Source organism: Paenibacillus sp. FSL R7-0340 (genome assembly GCF_038002205.1).
Taxonomy (GTDB): Bacteria; Bacillota; Bacilli; order Paenibacillales; family Paenibacillaceae; genus Paenibacillus; species Paenibacillus polymyxa_B.
Genome location: NZ_JBBOBY010000002.1, coordinates 247048 through 262926, shown reverse-complemented (window position 1 = coordinate 262926; position 15879 = coordinate 247048). Strand labels below are relative to the sequence as shown.

Here is a 15879-nt window from a genome sequence, read left to right as displayed (position 1 = left end):
ACAGACAATTGACAATCCACTGTTTATGATGGACTATATACGTATTTCATCATTAGAGCCGCCTAAGGCTAGGAGATGGATAGATTATGAATAAGAAAGCTGATGGATTTGAGGGTGAAAAGTTATATGTCCTTCCACCCTATATGCTGGATAAATTAAATATGAATCCGCTTACAAAAAATCTATATATTACGGATATAGGCTGCTTCAGCCATGCCCGCCATCATTTTCGTGAAAGAATGCACGGATGTGACTCTCATATATTCATCTACTGTGCCAGCGGAAAAGGTTGGATACGAACAAAGGATGGCCTAACGATTGACATGACGGAGCGAAGCTTTGCGTACATTCCCAGGGACATGCCGCATGCTTATGGGGCTGACGATGGAGATCCTTGGACGATTTACTGGTTTCATCTTAAAGGGGACCAAGCTGATGATTTTATGGCATTATTTGAGCCTTTTAAAACGTATATTTCAATGGCCGCCAGTGATGAAGTCAAACTACTGGAGCTATTTCATCAGTGTTACGACCTTTTACTGAACAAATCATACTCCATCATACATTTAGTTCAAGTATCGCAAACGGTCCGTTATCTGCTGAGCTTTGTTGTATCGGTTGCATTTCGCAAGGAAGACAGTACGTACCAGAGTCATGTGGATAAGGCAACACGCTATATGAGTGAACAATTGGAATCCACCCTTTCGCTTGAGGAGCTTAGTCGGCATGTTCAGGTATCCAAGCAGCATCTGAACTTGATATTCAAGCAATCCACCGGCTACTCTCCTGTCGATTACTATTTAAGAATGAAGATACAGAGGGCCAGTCAGCTTTTGGATTTGACGAATGCTTCTATTAAAGAAATTAGCATACAACTCGGTTTTAGGGACCCTTACTACTTCTCCAGGCTATTCAAAAAAATAATGGGCTGCTCTCCTTTGGAATATCGAAATAATTTGAAGGGTTGATCTATGTTCATCAGGAGCGTTCAAATTTGCTTCTATCGGGCTGCCGCAAGGTCACAGATCATTTACGAATCGGGGGTGCAAGGTCTATACTTAAGGTTAAAAAAGGAAGTTTTGTATGCTCCTCACGTTGAATCGTAGACTAAATGCAGCTATGCCGCTAATTACACCAATCAGTATTCTAATTGGCGTCCTGATCGGTACGCCGTTGTCACAATATACCGAACTCTCTCCCTGGCTGTTTGCATTCATGACCTTCGCGGGCAGTATCAGTATGGGGTTTAAGGATTTTGTCCATGTGATAAAGCATCCTGGTCCGCTGATCGCCTGTCTGTTTATTCTTCACCTGGCCATGCCGCTTCTCGCCATGATGCTGGGGCATCTGGCTTTCAGTAATGATCCTTATACGATCACTGGACTTATTCTTGGTGCAGCTATCCCTACAGGTATTTCCAGCTTCGTGTGGGTCAACATCTATAAAGGCAACACGGCGCTGACATTGGCGATCATTCTAATTGATACGATTTTGGCCCCATTCGCCGTGCCGGGCATCATGTCCCTGCTGATCGGAGCGGATGTGCATCTCGATACCTGGGCGATGATGCAGAGTCTGTTCTGGATGATTGTCGTTCCTTCGCTAATCGGCATGGTATTGAACGAATGGACTAAAGGGAAGATCAAGCAGGTATGGGGACCTCGGCTAGGCCCGTTCTCCAAGCTGGCTATGGCTCTTGTCGTCATGATTAACGGATCTGTCATCGCGCCTTATCTGGTCGATTTTAATCTCAAGCTTGTTGGAGTATGCCTATCCATAGTCGTCCTTGCTTCCACTGGATATGCGATCGGTTATCTGATATCAGGGCTGATGCGGTGGAATAATGCAGACCGTACGGCGCTTGTCTTTAACGGCGGCATGCGTAATATTAGCGCGGGAGCTGTGCTGGCCATCACCTATTTCCCGGCCCCGGTAGCACTGCCTGTTGTACTCGGGATGATTTTCCAGCAATCCACGGCATCTCTGGTCGGATTTCTGCTAAGTCGTCGCGACCGCGGCAACGCCAAGGAAAAGCGCAATACGGCCTCAGTTTCTTAAGCAAAGGGGGCTGGCGGCGGTTCCAGAAGATAAACTCCTCCTTATGAGGAGGAGTTTCGGAAGGGCGTTTCTATGCGCACATGGTTGGGAGCTTAATTAAAACATGCATGCACAATCATGTAAATGTTCACTTTCCAATCATAACATTTCTATTGAATCGTCTAGGGTAATAAACTAAGCCCCTGTAAAGAGCCTTTCGTGGCACAACGTTCAAGCCACATATTACCCTAAGGAAACTAAGAACGATATACACAGGTTGCAAAGTCTAAAATAGCTTTTGCGTAAGATTTTGAAATTGTGACTTCACTCCATCTTTCTGAAGTTCTGATTGTAACACCTGATTAAAGGTTTGAAGTGCACGCTGGAATTTATTTTCACCTAATTCCGTAATCCGAGTATACACACCTCGTCGATCATCCTCGCATGTATATCTTTGTAAAGCCCCGCAGTTTTTGGCTTCCATTCTCACTACGAGTCTCGATGTCGCACTTTGACTTAACCCCACCAATTCTTGAAGTTGCTGCAGTCGTAATTTTTTTTCCTCGGAATTGGATATAAAACCCAACACATAAAACTCCTTCAAGGATAAATCATAATTTTGTAGCAGAGCTTGTTCTAACTTATCATTTAAAGTGGAATGGATGTGAGACAAAGACAACCATACATCCAAAAGTTCGTTTTCATGTTGCAAGTTTAGACCACACCATTCTATGTTAAAGTATCTCCACTAAGTTTATCCTATTGTATCAAGCTTAAATGGAATGGTCAAAACTCCTACAATATTTTAAATATTACAACCCGTCATCACCGAACCAGTATGCAAATGCAGCATAATGATTCTCGTTTCAGAGCGTCCACTTATTGACAGTAATCCATCCTAACTATCGTCCACGGATATTACATAAGTGTTATTGGTCGTATGGTTGGGTTCATTCGAAATTGGTATTTACCACAAAACCAGCATCTTCTAAATAAGGTGGGCTAAATCCGCTTAACCACAGGAACATATTATCAAGTGGTTAGGTGAAATCATTTTACCTAATTTTCTACATTGGCAAAGTAAAGATTACTTCAAGTGGATCTTTACCTTCGAAAAAATCTTCATACAATTTTCTGACTGCCATCGAATCTAATTCTTCTTCTTGCATGTTGATTAACCTATCCAACTGTTCTAAAATACTTACTTCCTTTGATGACAACACCTTTGACTTAATAAGCGTGTCTTTCATATTAGGAAGTAACCCTCTTGGCCAGCAATCTTCATACACACCTCTGTATGAATCATATAAGAAAGTGATCTGACTTATTCCCGCATATTTCCGAACGTGTGGATGCACTAATAATAAAAATTGAGCGACGATTCCAGAACGCTGGCTTATATAATAGGCTTCTTGTACTTCCTTCATTAAGTAAGATTTGTCTTCTACAGAATCAGCAAGATAATTGATGTACATTCTTGAAAGAACACTTATTAAGTGTTCTTTCTCTAAATTCTCCTCCAACTTCTTAATTATTTCTTTTTCACTAATTCCCGCTTTTATAAACCCTATTAAACAAGCTGACATCCCTTTCACATTAACAGCTTTTTCAGCTATACATAACATATATTTATCAAAAGTTTCCTTGAGGTATTTTTCACCAATGTGTAAATATCCAAACATTCAATGATCGTTTCTATTAGTGAAGCTTGATCATACTTATCTTCTATATGCGGGAGAAGGTCTATCATATGTTCAACAAATTCTTTTCCATAATACTCTAGCAAGCTAGGATTATATTTTATATTTTTTAATAGAGCAAAAAACGTTTGATATTCTTTTGTATCATTATTTTGTGTTAGATATTTGAACAGTTCATTAATATATTTAACTTTCTCGTCCACCAGACTTTCTCCCCTTTTATTGTTAGTGTTACTTAATTCAACTTTTTACACGACTTTAGATTACTGGCAATAAAAAAGCAATTCTACAATAGAAAAGCTAGTGCCATTGTACTACATGCCACTTAATTCCTTTGGGAGTTTGCTTATAAATAATTCGCATTACACCATTGTTTCCATATTCATCTCGTATATATACAGAATTCCATCCTGCGTAATTCTGCCCATTGCGCCTATTATCAAGAACATGATCGTTTTAATGTCTCTAAACGCGTTCTAGCACTTCCGTCACCCCGAGCTTGCGCTGAAATATCATTTGCCAACTCGCATCGATTGAAATAAGCCTCTTAAGAATGCACGCATAGTACATCAAGCAGCATGCATAACTTCACCAAAAAATCAGGATGGGTTTCGATTTAAAATGTGTACCTTCTTGATTTTTTTTGCCGCCACGGTTGATAACACAAGTACAGGTGAGCCTCGTCATCCCTAATTCCAGTGGTAAACATACTCTTAATGGCGAATAACGACCTTAATATCAAACCAATCCCGAAAGGACAGGGCTAGTTGATTGTAGAAGTTCACTGCCACTCCACGATATTCAATAGCAAATTTGTCTAATGAAATTTGTACGTCATTCATGCGTTCCCCCACAGGCAAAACTTTTGATGGATTTTCCGCTCGTTTATAGAAAGGTGGGAGTTAGCGGCTAGCCTTACCACATGACCTACTCTTTATGTAAACTGGTCGTCACCATATTTCCTTCTTCGGAGTAACAATTGCAATAATTGTACCGTTCTGTTGCTGACAAAATCAAAAATATATTCGTTTTAGCCGCCCCCACTATTCATTGTCGGTCGATTTATCCTAGATGATACCTTCTCATCTGCCATATCGGGGGAACGTATTGTACGGTTGCGATGGATTTTGGTAAAACCGCAAGAAAACGAAGATAACAAAAAACAGGTCAATAATGGTGGTATCTGACCATAATCAACCTGTTTAATGTGACGGAATAGCGTTATTTAGGTTATAAAATTAAAGCATTAATATACGTACAATGAAATGACGAAATCTTTATATAGGTATTACAGGGGGTATATGTGTTATCGGTTGAATAATGGGTTTATTCGACACTGAGTAGGGTCTTTTAGAGCAACCGCCCTGTAAAATTCTAATCAACCAATAAAAACCACAGAATCTTCTCGTTGAAATGCAGTAGGAAGCTTAGTTTCAAGAAGGTCAATTCTTAATAATATTTGTTCTTGAACATCATCCTGTAAGTTTCTTTGTGCCCAATCTTTAAGAAAGCCTAGTTCACGTATCAAGTGAATAGAATCTTCTTTTGTGACATCAATCCCGTATCTAATACCCACAAGCCACTCTGTATTAATTGATTCTATTGCGGGTATCCAATATTTTTCAAAAAAATTATGTGTAGCTACTGGAATACTAAAATGTTGTTCAAACTCGTTCTGTGGTTCGAGAATTATTGCTGAAACAGCCACAATCAACTTCCTCCTTTACCAAATTCAGCAGTAAAATTATAATCTGGGAATTCTTCTTTGAGTTTTTCAATAGTTTTCTGAACAGCGGCTCTTAATTCTGGTGTATCTGCATTCATTCTAAAGTTAAAGCTTCTGACATCTTTAATCTCATCCAGTGTAGGTATCTCACTGCTTCCATTCTTTGTCGGTCTAGTATGATCTACCTTTTGAAGATTTAGTATTCTTTCCTTTGTTTTTGCATAAAGTTGTTTGTTTGCCCATTTCTCTGCAGTTTGGAACGGTTTACCTGTTTTAGGGTTTATAACAGATAACCCCTCAGCACTTTTATCTTCATGAAATACTTTATTCACTAAATCTATTTCATCAAACTCTCCTAAAGGGTTTCCCGCTTTATCAGCAATTTCAACTTCTTTAGAATGTGGAATTCTTGGATTATCTTTACCCGTCCCCTCAGAAGAATGATCATCCTTCTTATGCGATCCTCCTGGTGAAGCACCGTCATCTTTAGAATGCTTCTTTCCTTTCATTCCAACAATAAAAGCAAATGCTGTATCTACTAACAAATGGGCATTTTCTTGTTTGGATCTGTTTATCGTTTTTTCATAAGCAGCATCTGGATCCGTTATGACATTAACGATGTTATCTGCTACGTCTTGCTTTGCTTGGAAGTTATCGGCCACCATTTGACGGATATCTAGATTAGGAAAATTACGTATTCGTTCCCATGTCGCTTCTACACTCTCATAAGCAGAGTTTTTGATTTCATTCAGCACAATCCGCTCAGTCTCATCCAGGTCTTTCATAAAAGGACTTTCCCTATACGGCCCATACTCTTTTCTATATTCGTCAATTGAATTCAGAAAATCAATTAGATATTTCTTCTGTTCCGTCGTATATCCTTTCATATCATCCCGATACTTGGAGCTCATCAAAGCTCTGTCACTATATCGAAAATGGTTGTCCGTCTGCCGCTGATGTTCCATTAATGCGACTATATCTGTGGAGAGATCTTGATTATTATAATAAGCATCCAGCGCATTTTCAAACTGTTGATCCATATTTCTTTGATACCATCGTTCCCGTATATCAGAAGGAATATCGCTATAGGCTTGTACTGAAGCTTGATTGACTCCCTTTACATAGTTGATGAAGTCATGTATGGATTGTACTTCTCCATACCCTCTGGCACTCGTCCATACCTTGCCGAGAAAATCCATCGTCGCATGCCGTTCACGGGCCCTCTGTTCCTCCGCGTGTGCATGTAAGGTTTGAGCAGCAACCTTGGCCGTCTTCCCCAACACCACTCCCCAACCATGGGAAGGGACGCTGGCAATCATGGACAATCCTGCTGCCGCATATTTAACTATGGATGACGGTCCAGAGGAAGCCACTTCGGAACGAATCGAAGCTATTTTTTGACTTGCTGCTTTCGGTATGGCACCCAATACAGGAATAGACGCAGCCACATCACATACTTTCTGGGCTAATCCCAATACGCCATCGAGTAGACTAGCCTTCGGTGAATTTGGAGTGTTTACGGCTGACTTAACGGCTCCCCCATCTTTCGATGTAACGCTTGAATTGGAGCTTCCCCCTGTACTGCTGTTTGCTGCACTTTTTGCCGCCTGCGCCTCCGCATAAGCTTTCATAGACATTAGTGGTGGTTCCCAAATCGGTGCTAAATCAGCAACAAAAACCGATCCTTTAACCGTGCCTTCAAGCTGTACTTTAGCGGACCGTATATCTGTTTCCCCATCCAACACCAAGCTACTGCTGCCCGCTTTGAAATAAATAGCCTCGGCAGCTTGAATATTCAGCTCCCCGTCTGCATGCAAGGAGAGCGTCTTACCTGCCGACAATGACAATTCATGTTCACTGACGACCTGAATACCCGAACCATTCATTGAAATGTGAACCTGTTCCGATTTAGCCGTCACCTTCAATTCACTGGCACTCAGCTTGATGTCCTTGCCATGAGGAGTCCCCCAATACTTGGTGGCTGGATCAGTGAGCTTGGGGGACGAGCTTCGCCCTTGTCGTATGGAACTTGCCGCATATCCATCCGCCTCCTGCTCTGTAGGGAAGCGGACAGATACTGTATCTCCTCGTTCCGGCATGACGTACCAACCGCTATGTCCTTCGGCGGTATAACTACTGGCATACGGAAACCACCACGCCTTATCCCGATCTTGTTTTTCATCCACTGTAAGATGAACACGGATTCGGCCTGATTTGGCTTCTATTACACGTCCTTCGAATGAAGCTCCTGTGAGGTGAAGGCACAAAATCTCTGTTTGCTGAATTCCCTGTTCGTGAACCAGTTCATATTCGTGTAATAGCAACCCTTTCCGCAATTCAGAAGTGACTTCTGCCACCATCCATTGCTCACCATTCCAATTCGTGAGGTCTCCGGGCCTGGCAAACGTTTCACTCTCCATCATGTAGCTGAATTCCGCTGTCCTTTTCGGATCAAAACTACGTCGAGTACGGTAAACCGGATGCTTCATCTCAACGTACTGCCCCTCAGGCATACCAAACCAGAATTTAGGTCCATTCAATGAGATCTCTGGGATCAACACCGTTCCAAACCGGGAAGCCATCCGTTTGAGAAAGGCCCAATCCGTCTCTCGATATTGTAAAGTAAATTCATGCAAGATAGTACTATCTGTTATGTTATCAATAACATCGGCCTGATTGTACTTCTGAATGATTTGCTTGATTAAATTTCCGTAGGGCATTAAGGTATCCTGATAAGAACGCGTTACAGGTGTAATATCCAACTGAATCGTATGAGAAACGGCTTCAAGCTCCACATAATAGATGCCACGCACCATCCGTGTTTCTGCATGGACCAGTAAACCATGGAACAAAATGCGTTCAGGCTGACCATTCTCTGTTTTGGTACGGATAATGACCGGTTCGTTATCCTGATCCTGTTCTATGTAATGATCTCTCTGCTCTTCATCTAACCATCCACTGATCTTTAACCGGGCATGGTCATTTAATTTTCGTTCAATACGCAGTTCGCTTATTGTTTGAAGAGGATATGGACCTGTACATTCCAACTCCGTATACGTTAACATCGTTTGTGTGTGATTCAACTTGTACCTCCTTACTCCAGCGTCTGGCCATCGTCTGTAATCCGAATCATTCCCCCATTCGAGCATTGATCCAGCAAGGCTGGTTCTCCCTCCACAAGCACATCACTTTTGCCGCCGATCCAGGGTCCGGTGATGACCGGAACACAGTTCGCTTTTTTCACCCCGTAGATATCCACCATGTCACTACTTTTGACCGCTGGATTAGCTGGACAGGAGCAACGACCGAAATTGCTGATATTGGTTCCTGGCAAGTAATCTCTAACGTTCATTTGCGCTTTATCTTTTACATATACTCCGTGACTGAACGGACGTTTGAGACGTGTCGGTTGCGTACCAAAGCTGCAGCTTAAGATCGCTCCAGCAACAACATATCCTTGTTTACTTCCCCGTCCAGCTTGAATAGGTTCCTTATCGGAATGAGGCTTATTTGCCATTCTTCTATTCCCCCTTTCATTCCTTTCCTAGTTCGTCTTCACTTCACTGCCAAGAACATTTGTCATTCCGCCCAGCGATACGGTGCTGCCTTTGCTAGTCATTTGAATTTCATTCCCTGCCGTGATTTTCACTTTACTACCAGAATGAATGGAGATATTTCCTCCTGCGGAGAAATGAATCTGTTTGTCGCTTACAATATGAATACCATCTTTCTCATTTAACTGAATATACACAGCCCCCTCCTTACTGGTGATTACAATTTCATCGGGAGTTAATTTGATTTCCTTGCCGTGGGCGGTCCGAAACAATTTGATGTCGGGATTTGCAAGAGCATGCTGCTCTACACTCTGATTCTTTTGGCGCAAAGATGTACTTGCCATGCCTTCTTCTTCCCGATGGGCAGGGAAATAGAGTAGCACGGTATCTCCCAACTCAGGCATCACGTACCATCCGCTATGTCCTTCCGCAGTATAAGGAGAAACATACGTGAACCAGTGGGCCTTCGTAGGGTCTTGAACGGCATCTATATTCAAATGTAATTTGATACGATCTCGCTCTACCTGAATGACTTTACCCGGTAAAGACAGACCGATAAGCTGTTCGTTAAAGACTTCCTTGTGCCTCAACCCCTTGTGAGAAGTTAAGGTATACACGTGCTGCAGTACACCCTTTTGCATGTGAGTATCTACCTTGTACACGTACAAGCTTTTACCTTTAAAAGTAACGGTGCTGCCTAACTCCAAAACTTGCTCCGCCTCAACCAGATAATCAATAAAATCATGCTCGTTTACATGTGCTGTATCATTGCCGTTAAAATAACGATAATCCGCAACTCGTTTACTGACGGTATAATGATAATTCGTTAAATCAAGTCCTGACGGGGTCTCCTCAACACCAAAATAACACTTCGGCACATCAAACACAGAGGCAGGCGTGAGTGAAGTATGATAACGCGAAGCGATCCGCTTTAGGAACTCCCAATCTGTTTCACGATATTGGACCGCTATGCGACCTAAAGCTGCTCCCCCTGTAGCCGAATCAATAATGTCAAAACCGGGATAATTCCCACCTACAGCCCGCAGCAATTCCTCTACCTTCATATTTTTATCTTGAAAGGACCTGTCTTTTTTGCGAATATCCAGTTTATACGTGTGTGATATAGCTTCGACCTCCAGGTAATACACATCTCGGACAGCTCTGACTTCCATATGAAGTACCGTTCCGTTAAATAGCGGTGTTGGTGTTCCTGCCTCATCCAATTGTGATACACAAACCGGGGAATCGGCTTCGATCAATTGAACATAACTGTCCTGTAATTCTTCAGGTAAAATAGCTGTAAAAGAGAGCCGGGTATGCTCATTCAACCGCTTGGTCATACGCAATTCCTGAATACTCACCAATTCAAATGGTGTAATTTGCAGCCGATCATATGTAATGTTAGTTAATGTCATAAGAGTTACTTTCCTTTCGCTCGGGTTCGATTTTCAATGTTAGCAGCATACTGCGGGCAACGGGCTTCCAGCTCACTATTTCTTCTTCCGTACAGTTAAACGCACACATTAGCGCCCGTCCTTCCAATACTGTAAAAAAAGATAAATTATACATACGAGCATTCCATACTGGCATCATGAATTCGCAGTATCCTATTCGATTCTCTCCTACCTCCAACACTTCATGGCCAAACCATTCGGTCAACTTCTGGGTTTGTTTTACCACCTGAGCCATCTCATCCGTAAAGTCCTCCAACTCTTCTATTTGCAACGGGCTTTCGGTATGCTTGAAGGTTAAGTTAATCGTGCCTGCCTCATTAGTGAAAATAAAATCTGGGCGATGGTGAGAAGGATATTTTAATAGCTGCTCATCAATTGGCATATCCCGAAAGCTCTTTGGCATTGTTATACTGATGCGTTCATCCACTAAATACCGCTGAGCAAAAACCAGACTTTCCCCTTCAAGCTGCATGAATGTTTGTAATGTTTGCCCAAACGGCTCCTTATCGTGTGCGTGACTTAAAGCTCCATCCTCAGTTAAGGATGGATTATTTTCGGCATTTTCTGATGTTACCGTATGTAGCAAAGAAACAATTTTCTTATCCAGATGTTCCACAAATATCTCCTCCCATTTCGTTACTGCATATCGACTTCCTGAAAGGAGATACCACTCGTTCCCCTCCGCAACAGACTTTCTGCTAATGCCAAATTTACTAATGTACAGGTTTCACGCAAACCTTGAACTTGCAATAAGGGCCTTCCCTCGGTGCGCTCTCGATCTACTACCAACTTCATCAATGTTCCTCCGGGATGAAATGTACTTAGCTCACCTACACAATTCACTAAAGGGGGCTGAATCATCCAGTACAACTTTTGCTGAGAACGTTCCATATCCCGAAACAAAGCCATACGACTGAAGAGGCTCGGCGTATAGACCTGTAACAACTCATGTACAGAATCAGATACCATCATCCTCGAACCCATCAGAATATCAGGATAAACCGTATAATCGTGACCTTTCACCTTAAACTGTGCGGCATAAGAAGGGGGCCATTCCGTCCAATCATTAATACTTACCATCTCTGCATTGGCTTCTTCGTCCCATACGGGAACAGCAGAATACAACATCCGATCATCATGTTGACAAAGAAAATACTCCACTATGCCACGTCCCTTCCATTGCGTCTGTCCCACATGGTTTCATCCAAATGAAGTTAGATCCCGGGCAACTGGATGCATCCCTAAACTAAATCGGGTTCCATCCAGCACCGCCCCTTTGAAACAGGCCCCCTCTATAGCTGCACCAATGAAGTCGGCCCCCTGCAATATAGCCCCGGTGAAATCAGCATTCTGTAAGTAAGCGCCCTGAAATTTGGCTCCTGTAAGATCTGCTCCTGCAAAACTTACGGGTTGAAAACCAGGTCTTTCCCATCGTTCAGACTGGTATATTCCAGGTACAGCTACTGCATCTCGAAAAGACGTTCCTCTTAAGTTGGCTTTTTCAAAACGTGCTTCTTGAATCAAACAATCGCTAAAGTCAGCTTCTATTAAACATGCTTTATTCCAACAGGAGCCAATCAAATTTCCTCCTGTAAAAACACTATTGATAAAAGAACTTTCACTCAAATCGGCATATTGCAGACGTATTCTCTCATAATTTCCTTGAGACCCATCGATCTTGCGGAAAACTTCATGTATGTAGTCGTAGGGCTTTTTTTCCTCTAGCCAGTAATTAGTGATTTTGTTTACAGAAAGACCCATAACTGTACTCAATGAAAAAGGGGTGGGTTCACAATTGAACCCACCCCTTCCGAGAAATTAAATATTAATATTTTCTATTATTTTCATGATTAGTTTCTCTTTTTCAATTCTGTTCATTGATTATCTTATAGCTCAGTTTATTTAGGCACCATGATCAGAGCCGATGAATACCGAAAATCGGACTGTATTCTCTTTATCTGGTATCCTGTTTGATCAGTCCGTTTTAATTATAACCCGGCACTTTCTATGACTATAAATATAGAGTATCAAGAAGGCTATCTACTTTACTGTTTGTGAGACTGGTTGGGTAGGACTGAATACTCGGTCAAAACGGCGCATCAGTCCTTCAAGCGGGCCGACAGGAAGCCGCGCAATCAGCCAGCCCAGCAGTAGTGCCGCCACTCCGATAATCAGGTCGCCGAACGGAACGCCTTCGAGACTATGCCCGATTCCTATCAGATCAAGAATCCAGACCACCACAAACTGAATGGCATACATGGTCAGCGCCACGCGCCCGACTGCCGCAAAAGGCATTAATACAGCGGAAAATTTCTTCGCCACGAAGCATGCTAGTCCCAATACCAGAAACGAGATTCCCAGGCCTATAATCGTCTGGAATGACGAAGCGGTGTGCGGAGCCGACTGCAAAAGCATATGCCACATCGGTGGTTCCGTGTTAAGCGGCCAAATTGCGTATTCATCCGGCTGCATAGGAGCAATTCCCTGTGCGCTGATCAGCCATTGTTCAAAACGAAGGCTCCAACCTGGAAGCACAAAAGTGGCCAGCGTTTTGCCTATCACAAGCATAACAATACCGCTGCCTGCGAGTATGAGAGCTGTGCGTATCCTGGTGAGGTCAAAGCGGCCAATGGCCATGCCGGCAACAAATGCAGGAGTCAAGGCGAGAGCTGACATCGGACCTCCCGCGATATCACTAAGAAGATAAGCTTTCGAGAAAATGCTTGATCCAAGAATCATTAGTGGCGGGGCCGTCACGAGCAAAACTGCTGCTGTTGTAACAATTGTGCGGGTCGAACGGCGAAATAACATTAGTGCCAACACAAACATAGCTGCATAGGCAGGCAAAATGACACCATATGGAGTGTTCAGCATAATAAGCAAATACCCGATAATATCAACAAATACGGCGCGTGCCAGCATTCGCGCACGGAAAGCGGCCGTATCCGCTCCCCGATCCATCATGCGCTGTGCCATAATGGAATAAGATATACCCCCGCACAATACGAATAATAGTGTCGTGTTTCCGGAAACAATCGCAGAAACGTTTGGGTTCGATCCGAAGTGCTGCAAGTACATTCCCAGCACCGCCAGTCCTCGTACTGCATCAAGTGCTACAAGACGCCCGGTGCCCCGCCTTCTCCTCGACTCTTCTACAGAGCTTCGAGAAGGAATATCGCTTTGTGTACCGTCGTAGGATGTATTGGATATACCTGCTGTATCTACTGCTTTTTCATCCAATTTATTAGCAACCGTCTTTTCATCTACTTGATTTTCATTCAACTGGCTGTTTACGGAAGAAGCTCGTTTTTTAATATTTTCCTCTCCCTCATACTCTCTGACGAATCTGCTCATCAGCTTTATACTGCTTAGCAACTTGCATTCCTCCCTGAAATACTGAATTCACATTTTTATCAACCTGGTTATGCAGAGGATTGATGTCACGCTATAGTCCAATATATCCTGCAGATGTCGCTAAAGTTTGATCAAGTTGTAAACAAAATGTCACAGTAGGCGAAACCGTTTTATCGCAAAAACAACCTTATTCGCAGTTGATCACTGGAATAAGGTTGTTTGCAATATTATTAAAAGTCACTCAGTATTTTTCGGCGACGGCATTAAAAATTGAATTGGCCAGTAGTCGGAATTGCTGCTGTGAATGAGCGCCATTGGTTAGATCATTGGAGAAAACAGTAAGATTCTTTTTGTTTTCCTTATAGGTGAAGGCCATGATCTTTCCTCTTGCAGCATCGTGACCTGGCCACCAGCCCGCTTTGAAGAAGTTTTCTTTATTACTAATGGTTGCAAGAACTTTTGCGGCTTTAGGTAGTTTCGTAATGTAAGAACCTGTAATGGTGTAGAAGTATTCTTCATTATCGTAAGGGGCTGTAATCACATGATCCTGTTTGACATTTGCCAGGAAGACCCCTTAGCATCTTTCCCACGTCGGTTCAGCAAACGCAAATTGAGGAACCCGGTTTTTCACATTAGAAGGTTTAAGAACTTTGCCAACGGGTCTGTTATTGCCGAATGCCGTTATATCAAGATAGTATTTGGCTGCCAGCGGATGCAGATCGTCATAAGCCACTGCGAAGTCACCGGCTTCATAACCGGCTCCGCTCTTCATAAGCATGGTGACGTTTATTCTTTTTTTTAGCAGTTCATTGACCACTTAGATGGCTTCGTTATTTGTATTTCGGATTAACACATAGATGGAATGATACAGCATCTCTGTTACCGGAGAGGTTTTGTCCGCAAATACGCCAGCTTCTTTAACCGCATCACGTTCAAAACCGTGCAGATCCAGGAAATCCTGCACAATCTCACCTACTACGGAAGCATAGCTTTTCCGTCTGGACCGGTTCCTGGCTTACAGCGGCCGGCGCATCAGGCAAAGGTCGGGCTTTGACGTATCCGTCTTCCATGAAGCCAGAATCAAAACAAAGGCAATAACGATTACGGAAAGGCCTACCTGGGTGCCCGACACCTGACCTGCGCATTGAAATCAGACAGATCCAAAAAGTCCCAACAATAAAAAGAAATTTAAGGATTAGTGCTTGAAAAGAAGCTCTGTGCAGCAACGACTTCACAGAAGCTTCACTCTTGTTTAAAATTATTAGCCATTTCTTTTATGGAGTATCCTTGGACTAGGCGCAATTAAGTACAGTCCTTTGCTAGTCATTACTTACCATCAAAAAAATCCGATCGACTTCCTCTCGAATTTTCAAATCCAGGGTATCCCAGTGATAATCAATTAGTTCTCTATGTGAAGAGTATCCTCCCATCTTTTTTCATTTCTTAATAAATCTATAGCAAGATTTTTGGCAATTCTCAAAAGATAAAACGGATACGATCTTTGGGCCAGTCAAGGGAAGCACTTATAAACCGAATTAAAGCATTCGTGCAACAAATCTTCGGCATCCTGTTTGTTATGCACTATTCTCAAGGATTTCCAAAGAGTTCTGATTTATAAGATAAATATAGATCCTCTAAACCTTTAATGTCCATATTTTGCTTATTCCTTCCGTTCTGTTTGGTTACAGTGTTCTCTTGACATAAATAGCATAGAAATTTTTATCATCTGTCTCCTCAGGCTTTTGGACGAGCATTTGCTGATTCAAGTACTTTTCAACAAATGGCTGCATCTTCAATATCAGTAACATTTTTTAGAGAGGATTCGCTCCCTTTGGATTCGTTATTTAATTTGTCGGTTGATACTGTTTTTATTTTTTCTGCAAATTCAATCGTTTTTACTGGCTGTGGTTTACTACTGAAGATGTCAGAGAGTTTTAAAATATTTAGAACAATACAAATGATAATAATAAACAGTAGTCTTCTTCTCTTAATCCGATGAGCTCTGGTTCTATTATGCGTATAGCTTTTTTCCATAGTATATGTTTCTCCAAAAT

At 42.3% G+C, this 15879-nt stretch carries 17 protein-coding genes; 2 read left to right on the top strand and 15 right to left on the bottom strand.

Annotated features, from left to right (window positions below; all coding sequences use genetic code 11):
• Nucleotides 1-86: 86 nt before the first annotated feature.
• Both MKX59_RS24100 and MKX59_RS24095 read left to right on the top strand, forming a co-directional pair.
• Nucleotides 87-968: an AraC family transcriptional regulator gene (locus tag MKX59_RS24100; protein ID WP_053324575.1), complete on the top strand. Its 882-nt coding sequence runs from the start codon at nt 87-89 to the stop codon at nt 966-968.
• Between the two features lie 115 nt (nt 969-1083).
• On the top strand, nt 1084-2058 hold the full coding sequence (locus MKX59_RS24095; RefSeq protein ID WP_023986870.1) for a bile acid:sodium symporter family protein: 975 nt from the start codon (nt 1084-1086) through the stop codon (nt 2056-2058).
• Between the two features lie 265 nt (nt 2059-2323).
• Here MKX59_RS24095 and MKX59_RS24090 read toward each other — a convergent pair whose 3' ends face one another.
• From MKX59_RS24090 to MKX59_RS24020, 15 genes are all read right to left on the bottom strand, one after another.
• Nucleotides 2324-2749 carry a MarR family winged helix-turn-helix transcriptional regulator gene (locus tag MKX59_RS24090; RefSeq protein ID WP_023986869.1) on the bottom strand — a complete coding sequence of 142 codons (426 nt, stop codon included), beginning with the start codon at nt 2747-2749 and terminating at the stop codon, nt 2324-2326.
• A gap of 355 nt (nt 2750-3104) precedes the next feature.
• Nucleotides 3105-3719, bottom strand: coding sequence for a hypothetical protein (locus MKX59_RS24085; RefSeq protein WP_340859099.1), 615 nt, complete (start codon nt 3717-3719; stop codon nt 3105-3107).
• A gap of 731 nt (nt 3720-4450) precedes the next feature.
• A complete protein-coding gene (locus tag MKX59_RS24080; RefSeq protein ID WP_256703683.1) occupies nt 4451-4579 on the bottom strand; it encodes a hypothetical protein in 129 nt (42 codons plus the stop codon).
• 536 nt (nt 4580-5115) lie between these two features.
• Complete coding sequence (locus tag MKX59_RS24075; protein ID WP_076295396.1) at nt 5116-5445, bottom strand: hypothetical protein; 330 nt, start codon at nt 5443-5445, stop codon at nt 5116-5118.
• 2 nt (nt 5446-5447) lie between these two features.
• Entirely contained in the window at nt 5448-8546 is a 3099-nt protein-coding gene (locus tag MKX59_RS24070; RefSeq protein ID WP_340859098.1) for a phage baseplate assembly protein V, read from the bottom strand.
• Nucleotides 8547-8557: 11 nt separating this feature from the next.
• Complete coding sequence (locus tag MKX59_RS24065) at nt 8558-8980, bottom strand: DUF4280 domain-containing protein (protein ID WP_340859097.1); 423 nt, start codon at nt 8978-8980, stop codon at nt 8558-8560.
• Between the two features lie 27 nt (nt 8981-9007).
• Nucleotides 9008-10432 carry a phage baseplate assembly protein V gene (locus MKX59_RS24060; RefSeq protein WP_028541097.1) on the bottom strand — a complete coding sequence of 475 codons (1425 nt, stop codon included), beginning with the start codon at nt 10430-10432 and terminating at the stop codon, nt 9008-9010.
• Nucleotides 10419-11087, bottom strand: coding sequence for a hypothetical protein (locus MKX59_RS24055; protein WP_340859095.1), 669 nt, complete (start codon nt 11085-11087; stop codon nt 10419-10421). The genes MKX59_RS24060 and MKX59_RS24055 overlap by 14 nt, the downstream gene beginning before the upstream one ends.
• A gap of 20 nt (nt 11088-11107) precedes the next feature.
• Complete coding sequence (locus tag MKX59_RS24050; protein ID WP_338533197.1) at nt 11108-11665, bottom strand: hypothetical protein; 558 nt, start codon at nt 11663-11665, stop codon at nt 11108-11110.
• Nucleotides 11666-11671: 6 nt separating this feature from the next.
• Nucleotides 11672-12232, bottom strand: a complete 561-nt coding sequence (locus MKX59_RS24045; RefSeq protein WP_340859093.1) for a pentapeptide repeat-containing protein — start codon at nt 12230-12232, stop codon at nt 11672-11674.
• A gap of 279 nt (nt 12233-12511) precedes the next feature.
• Complete coding sequence (locus MKX59_RS24040; RefSeq protein ID WP_264454216.1) at nt 12512-13846, bottom strand: DUF418 domain-containing protein; 1335 nt, start codon at nt 13844-13846, stop codon at nt 12512-12514.
• Nucleotides 13847-14066: 220 nt separating this feature from the next.
• Nucleotides 14067-14366: a hypothetical protein gene (locus tag MKX59_RS24035; RefSeq protein ID WP_340859092.1), complete on the bottom strand. Its 300-nt coding sequence runs from the start codon at nt 14364-14366 to the stop codon at nt 14067-14069.
• Between the two features lie 33 nt (nt 14367-14399).
• On the bottom strand, nt 14400-14603 hold the full coding sequence (locus MKX59_RS24030; RefSeq protein ID WP_076265439.1) for a hypothetical protein: 204 nt from the start codon (nt 14601-14603) through the stop codon (nt 14400-14402).
• 39 nt (nt 14604-14642) lie between these two features.
• Nucleotides 14643-14789, bottom strand: coding sequence for a hypothetical protein (locus MKX59_RS24025; protein ID WP_155613644.1), 147 nt, complete (start codon nt 14787-14789; stop codon nt 14643-14645).
• A gap of 809 nt (nt 14790-15598) precedes the next feature.
• Nucleotides 15599-15859 (bottom strand): hypothetical protein, encoded by a 261-nt coding sequence (locus tag MKX59_RS24020; RefSeq protein ID WP_069079683.1) that lies wholly within the window; start codon nt 15857-15859, stop codon nt 15599-15601.
• Nucleotides 15860-15879: the final 20 nt, after the last annotated feature.